At 52.5% G+C, this 16,387-nt stretch carries 13 protein-coding genes; 3 read left to right on the top strand and 10 right to left on the bottom strand.

The features are described 5' to 3' along the window. Positions 1–7 precede the first annotated feature (7 nt). Both ACMHLI_RS07640 and ACMHLI_RS07645 read right to left on the bottom strand, forming a co-directional pair. Positions 8–202, bottom strand: coding sequence for a YnbE family lipoprotein (locus ACMHLI_RS07640; RefSeq protein WP_413528932.1), 195 nt, complete (start codon positions 200–202; stop codon positions 8–10). Next, positions 199–2,928 (bottom strand): YdbH family protein, encoded by a 2,730-nt coding sequence (locus ACMHLI_RS07645; RefSeq protein WP_413528933.1) that lies wholly within the window; start codon positions 2,926–2,928, stop codon positions 199–201. Before ACMHLI_RS07645 ends, ACMHLI_RS07640 begins: the two co-directional genes overlap by 4 nt. Before the next feature lie 241 nt (positions 2,929–3,169). Here ACMHLI_RS07645 and ACMHLI_RS07650 point away from each other — a divergent pair, with 241 nt between their 5' ends. Continuing rightward, complete coding sequence (locus ACMHLI_RS07650; RefSeq protein ID WP_413528934.1) at positions 3,170–4,162, top strand: 2-hydroxyacid dehydrogenase; 993 nt, start codon at positions 3,170–3,172, stop codon at positions 4,160–4,162. A gap of 396 nt (positions 4,163–4,558) precedes the next feature. Further along, complete coding sequence (locus ACMHLI_RS07655) at positions 4,559–5,092, top strand: fimbrial protein (RefSeq protein ID WP_413528935.1); 534 nt, start codon at positions 4,559–4,561, stop codon at positions 5,090–5,092. Positions 5,093–5,338: 246 nt separating this feature from the next. Here ACMHLI_RS07655 and ACMHLI_RS07660 read toward each other — a convergent pair whose 3' ends face one another. From ACMHLI_RS07660 to ACMHLI_RS07695, 8 genes are all read right to left on the bottom strand, one after another. Further along, positions 5,339–6,268 (bottom strand): metallophosphoesterase, encoded by a 930-nt coding sequence (locus ACMHLI_RS07660; RefSeq protein ID WP_413528936.1) that lies wholly within the window; start codon positions 6,266–6,268, stop codon positions 5,339–5,341. A gap of 21 nt (positions 6,269–6,289) precedes the next feature. Further along, positions 6,290–7,081, bottom strand: a complete 792-nt coding sequence (locus ACMHLI_RS07665; RefSeq protein ID WP_413529023.1) for a carbohydrate ABC transporter permease — start codon at positions 7,079–7,081, stop codon at positions 6,290–6,292. Positions 7,082–7,101: 20 nt separating this feature from the next. Further along, a complete protein-coding gene (locus ACMHLI_RS07670; RefSeq protein WP_413528937.1) occupies positions 7,102–8,013 on the bottom strand; it encodes a carbohydrate ABC transporter permease in 912 nt (303 codons plus the stop codon). Positions 8,014–8,021: 8 nt separating this feature from the next. Further along, complete coding sequence (locus ACMHLI_RS07675) at positions 8,022–9,302, bottom strand: ABC transporter substrate-binding protein (protein WP_413528938.1); 1,281 nt, start codon at positions 9,300–9,302, stop codon at positions 8,022–8,024. 63 nt (positions 9,303–9,365) lie between these two features. Further along, entirely contained in the window at positions 9,366–10,469 is a 1,104-nt protein-coding gene (locus ACMHLI_RS07680) for an ABC transporter ATP-binding protein (protein ID WP_413528939.1), read from the bottom strand. Between the two features lie 166 nt (positions 10,470–10,635). Further along, the gene (locus tag ACMHLI_RS07685) at positions 10,636–13,308 is read right to left on the bottom strand and encodes a family 78 glycoside hydrolase catalytic domain (RefSeq protein ID WP_413528940.1); all 2,673 of its coding nucleotides are present in this window, start codon (positions 13,306–13,308) and stop codon (positions 10,636–10,638) included. A gap of 53 nt (positions 13,309–13,361) precedes the next feature. Further along, positions 13,362–14,660 carry an MFS transporter gene (locus ACMHLI_RS07690; RefSeq protein WP_413528941.1) on the bottom strand — a complete coding sequence of 433 codons (1,299 nt, stop codon included), beginning with the start codon at positions 14,658–14,660 and terminating at the stop codon, positions 13,362–13,364. 85 nt (positions 14,661–14,745) lie between these two features. Continuing rightward, the gene (locus ACMHLI_RS07695; RefSeq protein ID WP_413528942.1) at positions 14,746–15,600 is read right to left on the bottom strand and encodes a helix-turn-helix domain-containing protein; all 855 of its coding nucleotides are present in this window, start codon (positions 15,598–15,600) and stop codon (positions 14,746–14,748) included. Between the two features lie 337 nt (positions 15,601–15,937). On the opposite strand from ACMHLI_RS07695, the gene hslJ reads away from it, so the two are divergent. Continuing rightward, on the top strand, positions 15,938–16,360 hold the full coding sequence (gene hslJ, locus ACMHLI_RS07700) for a heat shock protein HslJ (RefSeq protein WP_413528943.1): 423 nt from the start codon (positions 15,938–15,940) through the stop codon (positions 16,358–16,360). Positions 16,361–16,387 lie beyond the last annotated feature (27 nt).

Below are 16,387 nucleotides of genomic sequence, written 5' to 3' on the forward strand. Positions count from 1 at the left end.
TGCGCTCCTAGAACAGGTCGTTCTGGCTTTTCAGCAGATTCTCGACGTCTTTATCCACTTTGATGTGGATCTCGTGCTCGATTTTGACGTTCATGTTGATAGTGATCGGCTCTTTCGGCGCAGCCAGTTCGATACGCGGCACGCAGCCACTGAGCATCATGATGCTCAGTGCCAGACTCGGGCCGATAAGTCGCAATTTCATTGTTCCTTCCTCAAGGTTTTTTCCTCTTTCTGCCCGGTTGCAGCGGGGCTTTTCGATAGCGAATTGGCCGGCAAAGCGATCTGTTGCTGCAACCATTCCTGAAGATTGTCGCCAAAGCGCAAACTGCGCCACAGCTGATAGATATTTTCCTGATGGGTGTAATTGAGCACGATTTCGCGTTTTTCTTTCTCACCACCGTGGCTGTTATCGGTGTAATTCACACCGTCCACTTTCGCCGCCATGGTCAGTTCGCCGAGATTATCCAGGCTCACCTGCGCTTCAGAGCGGCTGATTTCCAGGTAGCGCAGCAGACCAATCACCAGCCCATTGGCGAAATTACCGCTCGCCATCGCATCGGCGAACTGCTGGTCGAGGCGCAGGGTCAGACCACCGTCGTTTTTGATCCAGCCGTTGTGAATAATCCATTTAGGATTATCGACATAAAGAGGGAGTTCGCCGTAAATCAGACCGGACATCGCCAGTTGCTTCGGTTTCAGCGCGGTAAACAATTCGCTGAGATTGATTTTTTCCAGCTTAAGCACCGCCGCATCATGTTGCGGCATCCGCAACGCCGAAAGACTGAGATGCCCGCGCAGCGCGTCCACGCCCAGATTGCTCAGCGTCAGCGGCTGCGCCTCACTCCACGGATAATTGCCCTGCAAATCCGCCGTAATATTGTTCATGGTAATGAGATTGTTCACCTCACCAATGCGCAGCGTAACGGGTTGTTTAACGCCCAGTTGCCAGACCGCGTCTTTCAGCCGATATGGCAGGCTGAAATCCAGCCCGCTCAGATCGCCGTCTTTCAGCCACATGCCGCCGTTTTTTACCACCCAGTGGCCACCGGCGATAAAGCCCTGTCCGCGCGCGGCGGAGAATGCCGACTGCGCGTAGAAAGATCCTTCACGTAATTTGATGTTGAAATCCGGCGTGAGCAGCGTCTGGAAGGCGGTCAGCTGTTGTTTCGGCCACCAGCCTTCACCGCGTAAACGCTCGCCGTCCCAACGGCCGGTAAGGCGGATCGGGCCGATCGGTTTGGCATCCAGCGATCCGTTCATATTGAAATGTGACGGCGTATCGCCGCTGAGCTGTAACGTCAGGGTCGCAGGGGGCAGATAACCGCCGTTATCAAAGGCGATTTTTTTGGCAACCAGTTTGATGTCGCCTTTAAATACCGTCGGCAGATCCGGATACTGCTTTTTGAAACGTTCCGGTATCGGCCTCTGCCAGACAAAGGGTTGTTCAAGCGTCAGGCGCGGCGCCTCCACATCGACGATGCCGTAATGTAAGCGGGCAAATCCGGTAGACAGACTGTTTACGCTTATCACGTTATCATGCCACTGGCCCTTGCCGGACATATCCCAGCGGCCATTCAGCGGCGGCAGATGGCCATTGCCCCAGTAGTTGAAATCCCAGCGTCCGGCGTCCGGCCAGAATTCCTGCGATTTCCCGTTCAGGTGTAAATCAAATTTTCCCCAGTAGCTGTGCCGGGCTTTGAGGATCGCCTGCAACGGCCCGCTTACGCCCTGCGCCGACACTTTCACACCCGCCAGCGGCCAGCGCGCGTCCGTGATGGTGAGATTCGTCATGGGTTTGCCCCATGCACGCAACAGGGATCCGCTTTTCAGCGCCAGCGTCGGGTTCAGCACCGAACCGCTGAGTACGCCGGGCAGCGACGCGCTCAGGGACGTCGCCTGTAAATTTGCCTGACCGGTCAGCCGGAAATCCAGATTACTGTCGAGCAGCCCGATACGCCCCGGCCCCATCGTCAGCACGACGTTGGCTTTGCCGTTGTGCCCCTGGGTCAGCACATTCAGGCGCGCGGTAATATTGGTTTGATCAAAAGTCTTCGTCCAGTCGCTGAACGTGATATTAACGCCGCCTGCCAGCGGTTGTGCAGCATAAGGCCAACGCCACTGGCCTTGTGCAATCTGCAACGATTGGCCATTAAGCTGCCACGGCAACATCGCCAGCGGATGTTCGCTGCCCTTTTCGGTCAGCGTCAGCACGCCTTCTGTCGCCTGCCAGCTCAGCTGAACATCCAGCGGATTGGGTACCTGAGCAGTGTGCATTTCGGCATGCAGTTCGCCGGATTCGGGCAGGCGGTCGAACGTCGCGGGAAGCAACAATTTGCCACTCAGGGTGATCGGCTGTTCACTGCCCGGCGGCGTGAGGCTGAAAGTATGAATTGCCAGCGTGCGGTCGCCATCCAGAATGGCATCAAGCGTCAGGGATTCGCCGGTAAAGGAAAGATGCTGCACGCCCTCGGTGTTATCAAGCTGCAATTTACCGGCGTAACGCTGCCACGGTGTGACAGAGAAATGGGCGATATTGACGCGACCGGCGGGGATCATCTTCTGTATATCGGCCAGCGAGAGCGCAGCGGATTGCTTCTCCCCGGACGGCAGTTTGGACAGACAGGCGGTATCGACGGTCAGTGTATCGAGGTCTACTGCCCAGCGCCCTGACGAGTTGCTCAGGCGGGCATCTTTCGCGTCAGCCAGCGTGCAGTCACCGGCTACATAACGCAGCCCCGGCAATTGCAGCGCGCCGTTGGACCAGTGAGGAGAACCTTTTAGCGCAAGCTGTGTCCCTTTCGGCAGCCAGTGGCCGGCGACGGACGGCAACCAGCGCGGCACCGTTTTCCATAACAGCCACATCAGCAGTAACAGAATCACCACTATACTCAGGATCACCTGTACGCCTTTCTTAAGTCCGTTGTGCATGACGTGCCTTGTTCTATTCTTCGCTGATTGTCTAACTGCCCGCAAGATATCACAATTAGCGTAACAACTGATGGTTGAAAAGCCAGTATCCCACACCCAAACAGCACGGGATAAATTGTCTGCCACCTCGCGCTCTGTTAGTTTGGTTGCATAGCGCGAATTGTTTCTGAAACGGTTTATTCCTTAGAAAACATCAGGAAACAGTATCGCCAGAGATTCAAACTCACTGCGGAGAAACACCATGAAAGTGGCTGTCTACAGTACTAAAAATTACGACCGGAAATATCTGGAACTGGTGAATGAGCATTATGGCTATGAGCTGGAGTTCTTCGATTTTCTGCTGACGCCGCAAACGGCGAAAACCGCCATCGGCGCGGATGCAGTATGCATTTTCGTGAATGATGAGGGTTCACGTGAAGTGTTACAGGAGCTGGCAGCGCTGGGCGTGAAGACGCTGGCACTGCGCTGTGCGGGCTTCAACAACGTTGACCTGGAAGCGGCTAAATCCCTGGGGATTTCCGTTGTGCGCGTACCGGCATATTCTCCGGAAGCCGTCGCGGAGCACGCCGTCGGCATGATGTTGTGCCTGAACCGCCACATTCACCGCGCCTATCAGCGCACCCGTGAAGCCAATTTTTCACTGGAAGGGCTGATCGGATTCAACATGTACCAGCGCACTGCCGGAATTATTGGTACCGGTAAAATCGGCGTGGCTACGATGCGCATCCTGAAAGGGTTTGGTATGCGAATTCTGGCATACGATCCGTACCCAAGCCCGCTGGCGCTTGAGCTCGGTGCAGAATATGTCGATCTGGACACGCTGTATGCCGAATCTGACGTCATCTCCCTGCACTGCCCGCTGACTCCGGAAAACCATCATCTGCTCAATGCGCAGTCTTTTGCCAAAATGAAAGACGGCGTGATGATCGTTAACACCAGCCGTGGCGCACTTCTGGATGCCAGCGCCGCCATTGACGCGCTGAAAAACCAAAAAATCGGCGCGCTGGGAATGGACGTTTACGAGAACGAACGCGATCTGTTCTTCGAAGATAACTCCAATGAAGTGATCCTCGATGACGTCTTCCGCCGTTTGTCTTCCTGCCACAACGTTCTGTTCACCGGCCACCAGGCCTTCCTGACCAGTGACGCGCTGACCAGTATTTCCGAGACCACGCTGATGAATATTGATCAGCTGTCGAAAGGCGTGACTTGCCCGAATATACTGACGGCGTAATTCTGCCCTCTCGAAAGTAAATGCAGTCTCCTGGACATATTTTTTGACCAGGAGATTTTACTTTAATCACAACATAAACATCGGGTATGTGTTATTTCCTGCGATTGAGTATTGCCACAAAATACTATCATGCAGGGTCTGCAATAAACTTCTGCACAAACGTTTTCAACTCACAAGCCAACATCCAATAATTAAGTAATTCTAAATTCAATAGTTAGTATAATTAAATTCAAAATAGCCGATGATAATCAACGAGATAAAAAGCCGAAAGCGACTCATTCATTTAATGGGGAGGTTTACTGAAATTAAACAGACTGGTATAATTTGAAAATACAAGTGGGAACCTACTTTTTTATATCATCTCTAAAATCAAATAAATTTATAGTGGAATGTGAAATGGAATTTAAATTAGCAAGAAAGAGCAAGTTAATTATTTTAATGAGCTTAGGACTCACTTTTTTCTGCCAACAACATGCCTTCGCGGCGGATAGCACGATAAACATTACAGCGAATATTGTTGCCAGCCCATGCACGCCTGAAACAGTAAAAAACGTCGTGATACCTGCAATAAATGCTACAACTTTAGCCTCGCCTGGTTCCTGGTCTAGCTCCACCTCATTTACTATTGAACTGACCAACTGTCCTGCGACAACTACATCGGTGGTGTCAACATATGCAGGTACTGCAATGACTGAAACCCCCTCATTATTCGCCGGTACGGGCACAGCAAAAAATGTGGGGGCACAACTCAAGGTCGGAGGCACGGGGACGGTTTTATCCAATGGTTCTTCTCAAACAACAGCAGTTAATGCCACTACTCACACTGCCAGTGTAAAACATGATGTTTTTATACTTAATGGATCGAAAACAGCAGCCGTAACACCAGGTACATTTTCTTCGACCATATCCGTCACTTTTACTTATAAATAAAGATTATGTCATTTCTGACCACAATATCATTAAAGATATTGTGGCTGCGAACCGATATAACTATCATTCATGTGGCTAGTTTATACCAATGAATGAACTAAATAGCCGAATCTAAAAGCACTCCACTTTTGCCAGTCATTGTTTACCATTAGGAAAACGTGAAGGGGAAATATAAAAAAACTCCCTGCGCTAACACCGGGAGTTTTAATCGACGCTAATTTTGATTACATTCAGAACATCTCTGTATCACCGGCTCAGTACCCTGCTGATCTCCGTCCCGTAGCCATTAATCGACAGCACATCCCCTTCGAGCGCGACCGTCGCAAACGGCAGGCTGTTTTCGCCATCCACCATACCTTTCAGGGTAATGAAGTCGGTATCTTCCACACGGTCGTAACCTCCCCGATGATCGTGCCCGGCAAAATAAGCGCGCACCTGATAACGGCACAACAGTTCCACCAGCGTTTCGCAGTTCCACAGGTTGTGGCTGTTGACCGGCGTCAGCGGATAGTGCCCGAAGACCAGCACCGTTTCGCCCTGCGCTTTCGCCTCTTTCAGGTTGTACTCGATCCACTCCAGTTGCCTGCGCCCTACTGCACCATTCCACGGCTGCGCCTGTGATTGCTGACATTCGGTCAGTTCATCGAGCATGAATTCCGCCAGCTGACGGTCGTCGCCGTTGGCGTGATTGCAGTACAGGCTGACGTCGTTACCGTCGATCACCAGAAAACGGTAGCCCGGCAGGCTGAACTGATAATAACTTTTCGGCAAACCGAGCGCCGGGGTCTGCGCCCCAAGATGTTGGGATATTACCTGTGCATCGTGATTGCCGATCAGCACCGCATGCGGATGGCGCAGCGCACCGTAACGGCTGATGACCGGATCGAAGCTGCACCAGTCGCGGTCTACCAGATCGCCGAGCGTCACTACAAAATCGAGTTTTACATCATTGAGCTCAGTGATGGCAGTGGCCAGTTTATTCAGGCTGTTGCGGTAGTGGCGATCTTTCTCAGCGTCAACGTCCGCATACTGTGGGTCGGCAATCAGACCAAAACGCAGCCTCTGGCCGGAAATCATTTCATTAAAGACTTCAGGCGGCGGGTAAAACGTGCTCACTTTACCGAGTGCCTCTTTCTGCTCTTCAGACAGCGTTGGTGAGGACGGAATAACGGTCATAACGTGCTCCTGTCGGGCGGTTTAACGAATGCCTGCCCGCATAAAGGATTGAACAAACTGACGCTGGAACACCAGAAATAGCAGTAACAGCGGCAAGACGGTCATCAGGGTGGCAGCGCTGATCAACGCCCACTGCACGCCCTGTTCAGGCGCAGAAAACAGCTGAAGCCCGACCGTAATCGGCCGCACTTTGACAGAATCTGTGATCACCAGCGGCCAGAGGAAATCGTTCCAGTGGAAGCTTATCGACACCAGCGCAAACGCCACGTAAATCGGTTTCGCCAGCGGAATATAGATTTTGCGCAAAATGTAAAAGCGGCTGGCACCTTCAACGATGGCCGCTTCTTCCAACACGAGCGGAATACTTTTGAACGTCTGGCGCAGCATGAAAATCGCAAACGCTGAGGCAAAATACGGCAGCGCAATGCCCAGCAGGCTGTCGCGCAATCCAAGTGCGCCGATGGTTTTATAGTTGTTGAGGATCAGCACGTCCGGGCTAATCATCAGCTGCAACAAAATCAGCGCGAAAATCACGCCGCCGCCTTTCATCTTGAAACGCACCAGCGCGTAAGCCGCCAGCGTCGCCAGCACTATCTGGCAGACGACGATCATCAGCACCAGCAGTGTCGTGTTGAGAAAATACCGGGCGAACGGCGCGGCGTGCCAGGCGTTGATGAAGTTCTGCACCGTCAGCGGCGCAAACAGCGAAAAGCTACCCTGCTCAGAGGCGGGATGAATTGCCACCCAAATGGAGACCAAAATGGGTAAAAACCACAGCAACGCTGCCAGCCAGGTGATCAGGTTCAGGCACATTTTAGAAAAATTGGTCTGCTTCACTGATAGTGCGCCCTTTTGTCCATCAGATTGAATTTAATCAGTGCGATCGATGCCAGAATCGCCAGCAGCACAACGGTCATCGCCGAGGCATACGGCAAATCCCAGTAACTGAAAGCGGTGCGGTAAATGTAAAACAGCAGCAAACTGGTGCTGTTGTTCGGCCCGCCATTGGTCATGGCGATAACCTGATCGACAATACGAAACGCGTTCATCGAGGCGTTGATCAAAATAAACAACGTGGTCGGCATCAGCAGCGGCCACTGCACACGGCGAAAGAAAAAGCGGCGCGATGCCCCTTCTATTTCGGCGGCTTCGGAGAGGCGCGGATCGATTTGCTGTAGCGCGGCGAGATAAAAAATCATGAAAAATCCGGCTTCGCGCCATACCGATACCGCCATCAGGCTGTAAAGCGCAGTATCCGGCTGGCCCAGCCAGTTAACGGCGGGGAGCGAAAACAGCGCCAGCAGTTTATTCAGTAAGCCCAACTGCGGTGTGTAGAAAAACAGCCACAGGTTGGCGATCGCCACCATCGGCAATAAAGAAGGAATGAAAAACGCCGCGCGGGTCATAGCGTTGCCGCGCAGACGGCGGTTGACCGCCAGCGCCATCAGCAGCGCCAGCACCACCGACAGCGGAATGGTGATCGCCGCGTACAACAGGTTATTGCGCAGCGAGAGCAAAAACGTGTCGTCGTCGAGCAACGCACGGTAGTTATCCAGCCCGACAAACTGCGCCGGATGCCCGTTGCGCGCGGCGCTGAAGACGCTTTCCCAAATGGTTGCCAGCGCCGGGTAATGGGTAAACAGCAGCAGAAAGCAGAGCGCCGGTAACAGCAACAGATAACCGTACAGCTGCAAAGACAACCCGCGTGTGCGGGGTGCCGGTGCGACAGAGTGCAACGTGCTCATGTCGTTCCTTATTGATACGGTTTCAGCAAGCGGTCGGCCTGTTTCTGCGCAGAACTCAGCGCGTCGGCCGGGGTTTTCGCCTGGGTGACGGCGGCTTCGATCGCGTGGTTCATCAGTTCCTGAATCTGCACGCTGTTGTAAGTCGATAACTCAGGCTGGGAATATTTCAGCTGCTCGCGGGCAACCAGCGCCTGCGGCACTTTTTTCACGTAATCCTGCATGACCGGCGTTTCCCAGGCGGCGGGCGACGTGGCGACATAACCGGTCGCGATACTCCAGCGCGCAGCCTGCTCAGGCGCAGACACCCAGCGGATAAACTCCATCGCCGCTTTCTGTTGTTCCGGCGTGGTGTTTTTGAAGACGTACAGGTTACCGCCGCCGGTCGGGCTGCCGCGCTGAGTTTTCTCCGGCAGCATCGCTACGCCGAACGGGAATTTAGCGTTGTCGCGTACGGTGGTCAGGTTGCCGGTGGTGGTCACCATCATGGCGGTTTTACCATCGATGAAATCCTGCGGCGTGGTGCCCCAAGCGATCGCGCCTTTTGGCGATACAGCATCTTTCTGTGCCAGATCGGTCAGCCACTGCAAAGCTTCGACGTTGGCCGGCGTGTCAAAGGTCACTGCCGTGCCTTTGCCGTTATCCAGATGGCTGCCGTTGGTGGCGGCTATCCCCTGAAAGTTCCAGTAGCCGTTTGGCGTGGAGGGGATCTCGATGCCCCACTGTTTAACATCGCTGCCATCGCGTACCACCAGCTTCTTACCAAAATCGACCACCTGCTGCCAGTTAGCGGGCGGTGTGTCGCCGTTCAGACCGGCTTTCTCAAACGCCTGTTTGTTCCAGTACAGCACCACGGTCGAACGCTGGAACGGAATGCTCCACACTTTGTCCTGAATGTGGCGGATAAATGCCGGATAGAAACTGTCGATCCACTTTTTGCCGTCGGCATCATACGCCAGGTCGCTGACCGGTAGGATCGCGCCAGCATCGATCAGGGAATAAGCCTCAATGTCGCCGATCACAGCGATCTGCGGAGCGTTACCGCCGCGAAAGGCGGTCAGCGCTTTGGTCACGGTGGTGGCGTAATCACCGGTGTAGACCGGCTGAATACTGATATCCGGATGCGTTTTCTGGAAATCTTCCACCAGCGTATCCACCGTGTGGCTGATTTTCCCGCCAACGGCAATCGGGTAATACATTTGTAATTTGACCGGATCGGCCGCGAAGGCTGAGGTGCCGGTAATCAACAGTAAAGCAGTAGCAAGGCGTGACAAGCGATGAGCAGGTGGCATAGTTTTCCCTTTGGCATTCATAGTGTGCGAAGTCATAAAAGTGAATAAAATCAAAATATAAAATCAGACGGCGACGCGGGTTTTCGAAGGTAAACAGGCATGCTCAGCGCGATAACAGCGTTTGCCGCCCGCACTGAAGAAAAAATACTGCGCGCCGGTGGCCCATTGCAGCCCGACAATCTGGCCTTCGGCAAAACGTTTCATCCCCGCCACTTTCACGGTGAGCGGCTCGGGGTATCCGGCTAACGCGCAGACCACCAGCGTGTCTGCGCCCATGTATTCGTGGCTGACGACCTGTGCGGTCAGGCCGGCATTCGCGGCGTCAGTCAGCTGAATGTCTTCCGCACGCAGCCCGAGGCTGATGGCCTCTTCGTCGAGATTTTCCACCACCGGCACCGGCATGTTGGCGAGATAATGATGCGAACCGCGACGCACCAGCGGCAAAATATTCATCGGCGGCGCGCCAATAAACTGCGCGGCGAAAATACTGGTCGGGTTGTTATAGAGGTTGTCCGGCGTGTCGTGCTGTTCGATGTGGCCGTCGTTAAGCAGAATGATCTTATCGGCCATGCTCATGGCTTCGGTCTGATCGTGGGTGACGTACACCATCGTCAGGCCGAGCTTCTTTTGAATCGCGCGTATTTCGCGGCGCATGCTCTGGCGCAGTTTGGCGTCGAGGTTGGACAACGGCTCATCCATCAGACACAGCTTGTTATTGGCGATCACCGCACGCCCCAGCGCCACGCGCTGTTGTTGCCCGCCGGAAAGTTGCGCAGGCAACCGGTCAAGCAACTGTTCCAGCTCCATCAGCTTACTGACTTCGGCTAACCGCGAGGCGAACTGACGTTTATCCTCGCCCCGCGCACGCAGCCCGAATAGCAGATTTTCGCGCACGCTCATGTGCGGAAAGAGTGCATAAGACTGAAAGACCATCGACAGTTTGCGTTCAGATGGCGAAAGCGCGGTGACATCTTCCTGACGAAATAAAATAGCGCCGCTGTCGGCGGATTCCAGCCCGGCAATGGTGCGCAACAGGGTGGATTTACCGCACCCAGAAGGTCCCAGCAATGCAATAAACGCCCCCTCTTCCACATCAAAACTGATGTCGTCGAGGGCGACCTTATTTCCCCAGGATTTCTGGATGTGACGCAGTGATAAATAGCTCATGCCCGTAATAATTCTCTCTGACCGGTGATGGGCATAACCTAACGGGGCAAAATGACGGTTTTATGATGAAGAGATGACGGCAGGAAGACAGGCAGACAGGGAAGCCAGAAGACGCGCAATGAAACGCCTTCCGGCCAGCAGTGAAGAATGAACAACTAACGATTAACTATTCTTTGATGACATAGGTGATCTGATAGCGCCCGGAGCCGACTTCTGCCGTTAAACCCGTCGCATTGCGGACGAAATCTACTCCGTCGGTTTCAGGCACAGAATCGGCCGCAAGCAGCGAAATTGTCGCCGTCGAATTGGCCGGGATGCCGACGTCCAGCCTCAGGGTTTTGCCTTGCGCATCTTCCCCAATGACTTTCCATTGCACACTGATTTCACCGTAAACCGAGTGATAACCGGCTCTCACCCAATCAAGCCCGCCGCCCGTCAGCGGGCTGATCAGGGCATGTTTAAAGCCCGGTTGCTGCTCGTCCGCCTCAATCCCTGCCACCACACGGTACAACCATTCGCCTACTGCGCCATAGGCATAATGGTTGAAGGAATTCATGTCCGCGCTCCACATCGAGCCGTCCGGTTTGATGCCGTCCCAGTGTTCCCAGATGGTGGTGGCACCCGCTTTCACCTGATAGAGCCAGGAAGGAAAATCGTCTTTTAACAACAGTGCCCAGGCTTCCTTCGCCCGCCCATTCTGACTCAGCGCATGGCAGAAATACGGCGTGCCGACAAAGCCAGTGACCAGATGACCGCCCTGTTCTTCTAACAGCTCAACCAGCGTGTCCGTCGTTCTCTGACGAAAAGCGTCAGGCACCAGATTGAAATAGAGCGCCAGAATATGGGCGGTTTGTGTTCTCGCCGCCAGACGTCCGGTCGGCGTGAAAAACTCCTCCTGAAAACTGCGGACAATGGCGTGATGCAGCGCCAGATAGCTTTCGTGATCGGCCTGACGGTTTAACGCTTTGGCGGCTTTAGCGAACAGCAGCGTGGACCAGGCGTAATAGGCCGTGCAGGTCAGATCATTCGGCGTCGCGCCGAAGTAGCTGCCCTCTTTGGCATCCAGCGCCACCCAGTCGCCGAACTGTAACCGGTAACGCCAGATGTTATTTTCCGCATGAGCCTGCATGAAATCGATCCAGCCTTTCATGCTGCCGTATTGATTTTCCAGCACCCGCGTGTCGCCGTACATCAGGTACATCGTCCACGGGTTGATGACCGCCGCATCCGCCCAAGCCGATGCAGAATGCGTACCGCCGCCGGACAGCAGACGATCCTCACCGCAACGTCCGTCGAGGATATCCGGGATCACATGAGGAACGCCGCCCTCTGGCGTTTGGTCAAAGCGCAAATCGGTCAGCCATTTGGCGAAGAAATTGCGCGTCTGCATCAGGTAACTGGCGGTGCGGCAGAAGATCTGCGCATCGCCCGTCCAGCCGAGACGTTCATCGCGCTGCGGGCAATCCGTCGGCACATCCACAAAGTTACCTTTCAGCCCCCAGAGAATATTGTGATGCAACTGGTTGAGGTCCGGATTCGAACAGGCGAAATGCCCGGTTGGTTCCATCGCGGAATGCAGCACGATGGCGGTGAAATTATCCAGATTTACCTCACCCGGATATTCTTCGACTTTCACATAGCGGAAACCCTGCCAGGTGAAATGCGGATGATAAATCTCTTCACCGTCGCCTTTCAGGGTGTATTCGACCCGCTGTTTGGCCGAACGTAAATTATCCAGATAGACATTGCCATTCGCATCCAGTACTTCGAAGTGACGCAATATCACTTGGTCGCCCGCGCGGCCTGTGGCTTTAAATTCCACCCAGCCGCTTAAGTTCTGACCGAAATCAATCACCCGATCGCCTTCGGGGGTAATGATCATTTCTTGTGGATTCAGTAATTCTATCTGGCGGACTTTACAACTTCCCTGCGCGGTCAGCGTTGTTTTATCGTACCGGACAATATTTACCGGTCGCCATGACGTTGCCGGATAATCTTTATTATCCCAGCCGCTCAACTCTTTTCTGGCATCGTAAATTTCACCGTCGTAAATTTCAGAGAAAAGAATCGGCGAATTATTTCCTTTCCAGCCACTGTCGGAATAAATAATATCTTTTCTGCCGTCCTTGTAGTGGATCACTAACTGGCATATCAGCGCCGTCTGTTCGCCATAATAATTACGGTCGCGGGTAAAGCCCATATCGCCTTTGAACCAGCCTGCGCCTAAAATAGCACCCATCACATTCTCGCCGCTTTGCAGCAGACCGGTCAGATCATAGGTCTGATAAAGTAAATGGTGATGATAACTGGTCCATCCCGGCGTCAGTTCATCGTTGCCGACTTTCTGGCCGTTTAAATGAAACTCATACAGCCCCAACGCGCTGACGTGTAAAACAGCAAAAGCAATATCCCCGGCATTATTTATTGCGAAAGATTTTCTCAGTGACGTGGTGGCCGAACTGTTTTTATCTGCGGGGGTTTCTGCGGAGATAAATTCCGCCTGCCAGCCGCTGTTGAGTAAGCCAGTGATGAAATATGCAGCAGAGCACCAGTCGCTGGTTTGACCATGATTATCCTGAACCTGCACGCGGACAAAATAACGCGTTGAGGGTTGCAATGATATTTCACCAACATCCAGGTTATTCGACGTTTCACTGTTCACTTTCCCGCTATCAAAAATAACGGTGCTAAAATTCTCATCCGGCGAAATTTGCAACCAGTAAGAGACTTGCTTTACGTTGCGGTTGTGACTTTCAATTTCCCAGCCAATGACCGGCATCCGATCCACGCCTTGTAATACCGGCTCCAGATCCAGGGTTAGTTTTGCAATGGACAACATAATTCAGCACTCCTTAATGACGGCATATTATTGAAGGGTGAGAGGGAGAGTGTTCAGATTTTTTCTGCGGACAAGCCCGGAGAAAGGTAACGGTTTTCTTCAATATAATTTTCGGACTCGCTCTTAAATTCATTTCGCTGTTTGCCGTGGAAACATAACCAACCGACAAATAACCCCAAAGCGACAATGGTAGATAAAATTGAATACAGCGCGACAGGTCCTGCATCGAGTAATAATGGCGTGACAAACGCCAGCAGCCCGCAGGAGAGTCTGGAAATCGCCACGATGACGCCCTGCGCCGTTGATCTCAGCATGGTCGGGAAAGATTCCTGCGACCAGACTTTCATGATCCCTTCGAAAGCCAGGCCGCTGCCGAGCGCGGTAAAGAACAGGCAGCAGAACCAGGAAAGTGGCGAGAAGTTAAAAATGACCGGCAGGAAAAAGCCCCCGGCAAAGCAGAATGCGCCGACGATAAAGGTCGGGATACGTTTAGGCGTATCGACGAAGCGCATGAACAATAGCCCGGCGATCACGCCGACCGGCAAGGTCAGCAGATTCCACAAAGAGTTTTTCTCGACGCTGATACCGACCACATTGACGGCGACGTAGGTGCCGAACTGCCCGCCGGTATTGGCGGCCAGGTTGGTGAACATATAGAAGATGCACAACGAGACAAAGGGCAGCAGATACTTGCCTTTGACCAGATCCCGGTACGCCACTTTCTGCGCGCGAACCGTGGTCAGACCTTTTTTGAACTCACTACGGGCGGTGAGCCACATCGGGGATTCCGGGATCGTGCAGCGCAGTGCCAATAAAATCACCGCCACGGCGCACACGTGCAGATACATCAGCTGTCCGCCGACATGCCCCCAGCCGCCGACCACGGCGGAGATCGCCATCGTGGTGACGATACCCAGAAACCACAGCAGGTTAGACAGACCAATAATTTTGCCGCGATTTTTATCCGTGGCGGCTTCGGAAATGGTCGCCAGCGAAACCGGTAAATCCGCGCCCGTGGCCAGACCGACGAAAACCGTACCGGTTAACAGCATCGAAAAATGATTGCCGAACGCTAATAACAGCGTGCCAACAATAATCATGATCATGGTGGCTATAAATACCCTTCGCCGCCCGTAACAATCCCCCAGCCTGCCACCGAATAATGCGCCAAGTGCAATGCATAAGGTTAATATTCCGGAAAGAATTCCTATTTCAAAGGACGAAGTACCGATCGCTTTTTGATATATCACCAGTGCGGTACCGTTTGAAACAATGGCGGCTGAATCAATATAAGATGCCATCCCTGATACCACACCCACGTACCAGGGATTGGGTTGTTTGATTATAAACATAATGATTCCTTTAGAGGTTATTGTGATGATTAGCACTTCATCTCTTTATTCCCTGTGATTTATCTAAATATGTTATTTGTTGTCATCAGATCACACTATTACTCACACGTGCGCGCTCCTGAGAAGGCGTTCGCGAGAATTGCTTTTTATAGGCTTCCGTCAGCCTGGCGTGATGGGTAAATCCGCACATCAGCGCAATTTCACCAATGGCGTAATCCGTGGTGCGTAATAATTCCTGGGTTTTAAGCAACCGGTAGCGTAACTGGAATTTCTCTGGTGTATATCCGGTGGTCTGTTTTATAAAACGAAACATGGTTCGCTTAGTAATACCGCTGGTTTCGCACAACCCCTGCCAGCTGATAGCGCAGTGGTAGTTTTCAAGAAGATGGTTGAGCAGGTAACGCTTGCCGCTTTCTGTCCGGCCTGATTTTTCTTCTTTTTTCGTCGCGCAGCAATAAAGTAAGCTGATGATGGAAAGCAGCGCTGACTCGGTAGAAGAAAAATAATCCGCATCGGAATCGAGATCGCTTTTATTATTCATCACGCCCGCCAGCCGGATAACGGCTTCCAGTTCAATCTCACTCAACGCCACCCGTTTATTTTTTAGCGGCGATGTTCGCTCCCTTACCCCTTCTTTTAATACATCAATATTTTTAATAAAATGAAAAGGCCGGGTCCGGTGCAACAAAATATTAATCACGGACAATTCATTTGCCGATTCATAGCAGTGAATATCACTGGCAGACACCAGAAAGAAATCGCCCTGACAAATAAACTGCACCTGATCATTAATAATATGAAATCCGCTGCCGTGGCGGACAATGACCAGTTCATCAAATTCGTGCGCGTGGACATCCTCCATCATCTGATGGTGCATATCAAATAAGCTGAACGCATGTTCGTCTGAAAGAAAGAAATCATCGACGCGTAATATCTTCATCTCTTCACCGGTTAATTGTGAAAATGGCGTATTCCTTTATATCCTCACGCATATTATAAACGATAATTTTCGATGTAATGATTAGACCGTAATAACGATGACAAGTCCATATAGCGCGGTGGCACTGTGGCGTAAACGACAGTGATGTTAGTTTCACTTTCGACAATCGTATTGGGTTCAGGGGTGAATAACGCGGTCGCGGGAGGCGATAAATTGCACAAAGGTAAAGGGTTAACGCCTTAACCTATTCACGCTATAATAGCCGAGAAAATGACGCATTTGTCAGGTGAATCTATCGACAAGATGGATGCGGATGGAATATATCTCAGGAGAGAAGATGAAAAAGGCACTGTTTATTCTGGCTACGGCCATGGCTCTGAGCGCATGCAGCATGAATCAGAACACGGCGGTTAAACAAACCGACTTACAGCATCATCGTTTTGAGCTGCTGAGCGTTGACGGCCAGACCGTTCCCGTCGCGCAGGGGCGCATTCCGGAGATTGAGTTCGGTGAGAAAATGCACGTTTCCGGCAAGATGTGTAATAACTTCTTCGGACAGGGTGAACTGCAAAACAGCGTGCTGACCGTCAAAGGTCTGGCCTCAACCCGCATTCTGTGCAGCGACGAAAATCTCAATAAATGGGATCAGGTGATCGGTGAAGTGCTCAACAATGGCGCGGCATTAAACTTACAGGATCATAAACTGACCCTGACCCAGGGTAAACATACGCTGGTATACCGCCTGAAAGACCGCATGTAATCACCCAACTTACCTGCAAAAACGCCA

The organism is Rahnella inusitata (assembly GCF_965118895.1).
In the GTDB taxonomy this organism is placed as follows: domain Bacteria; phylum Pseudomonadota; class Gammaproteobacteria; order Enterobacterales; family Enterobacteriaceae; genus Rahnella; species Rahnella inusitata_A.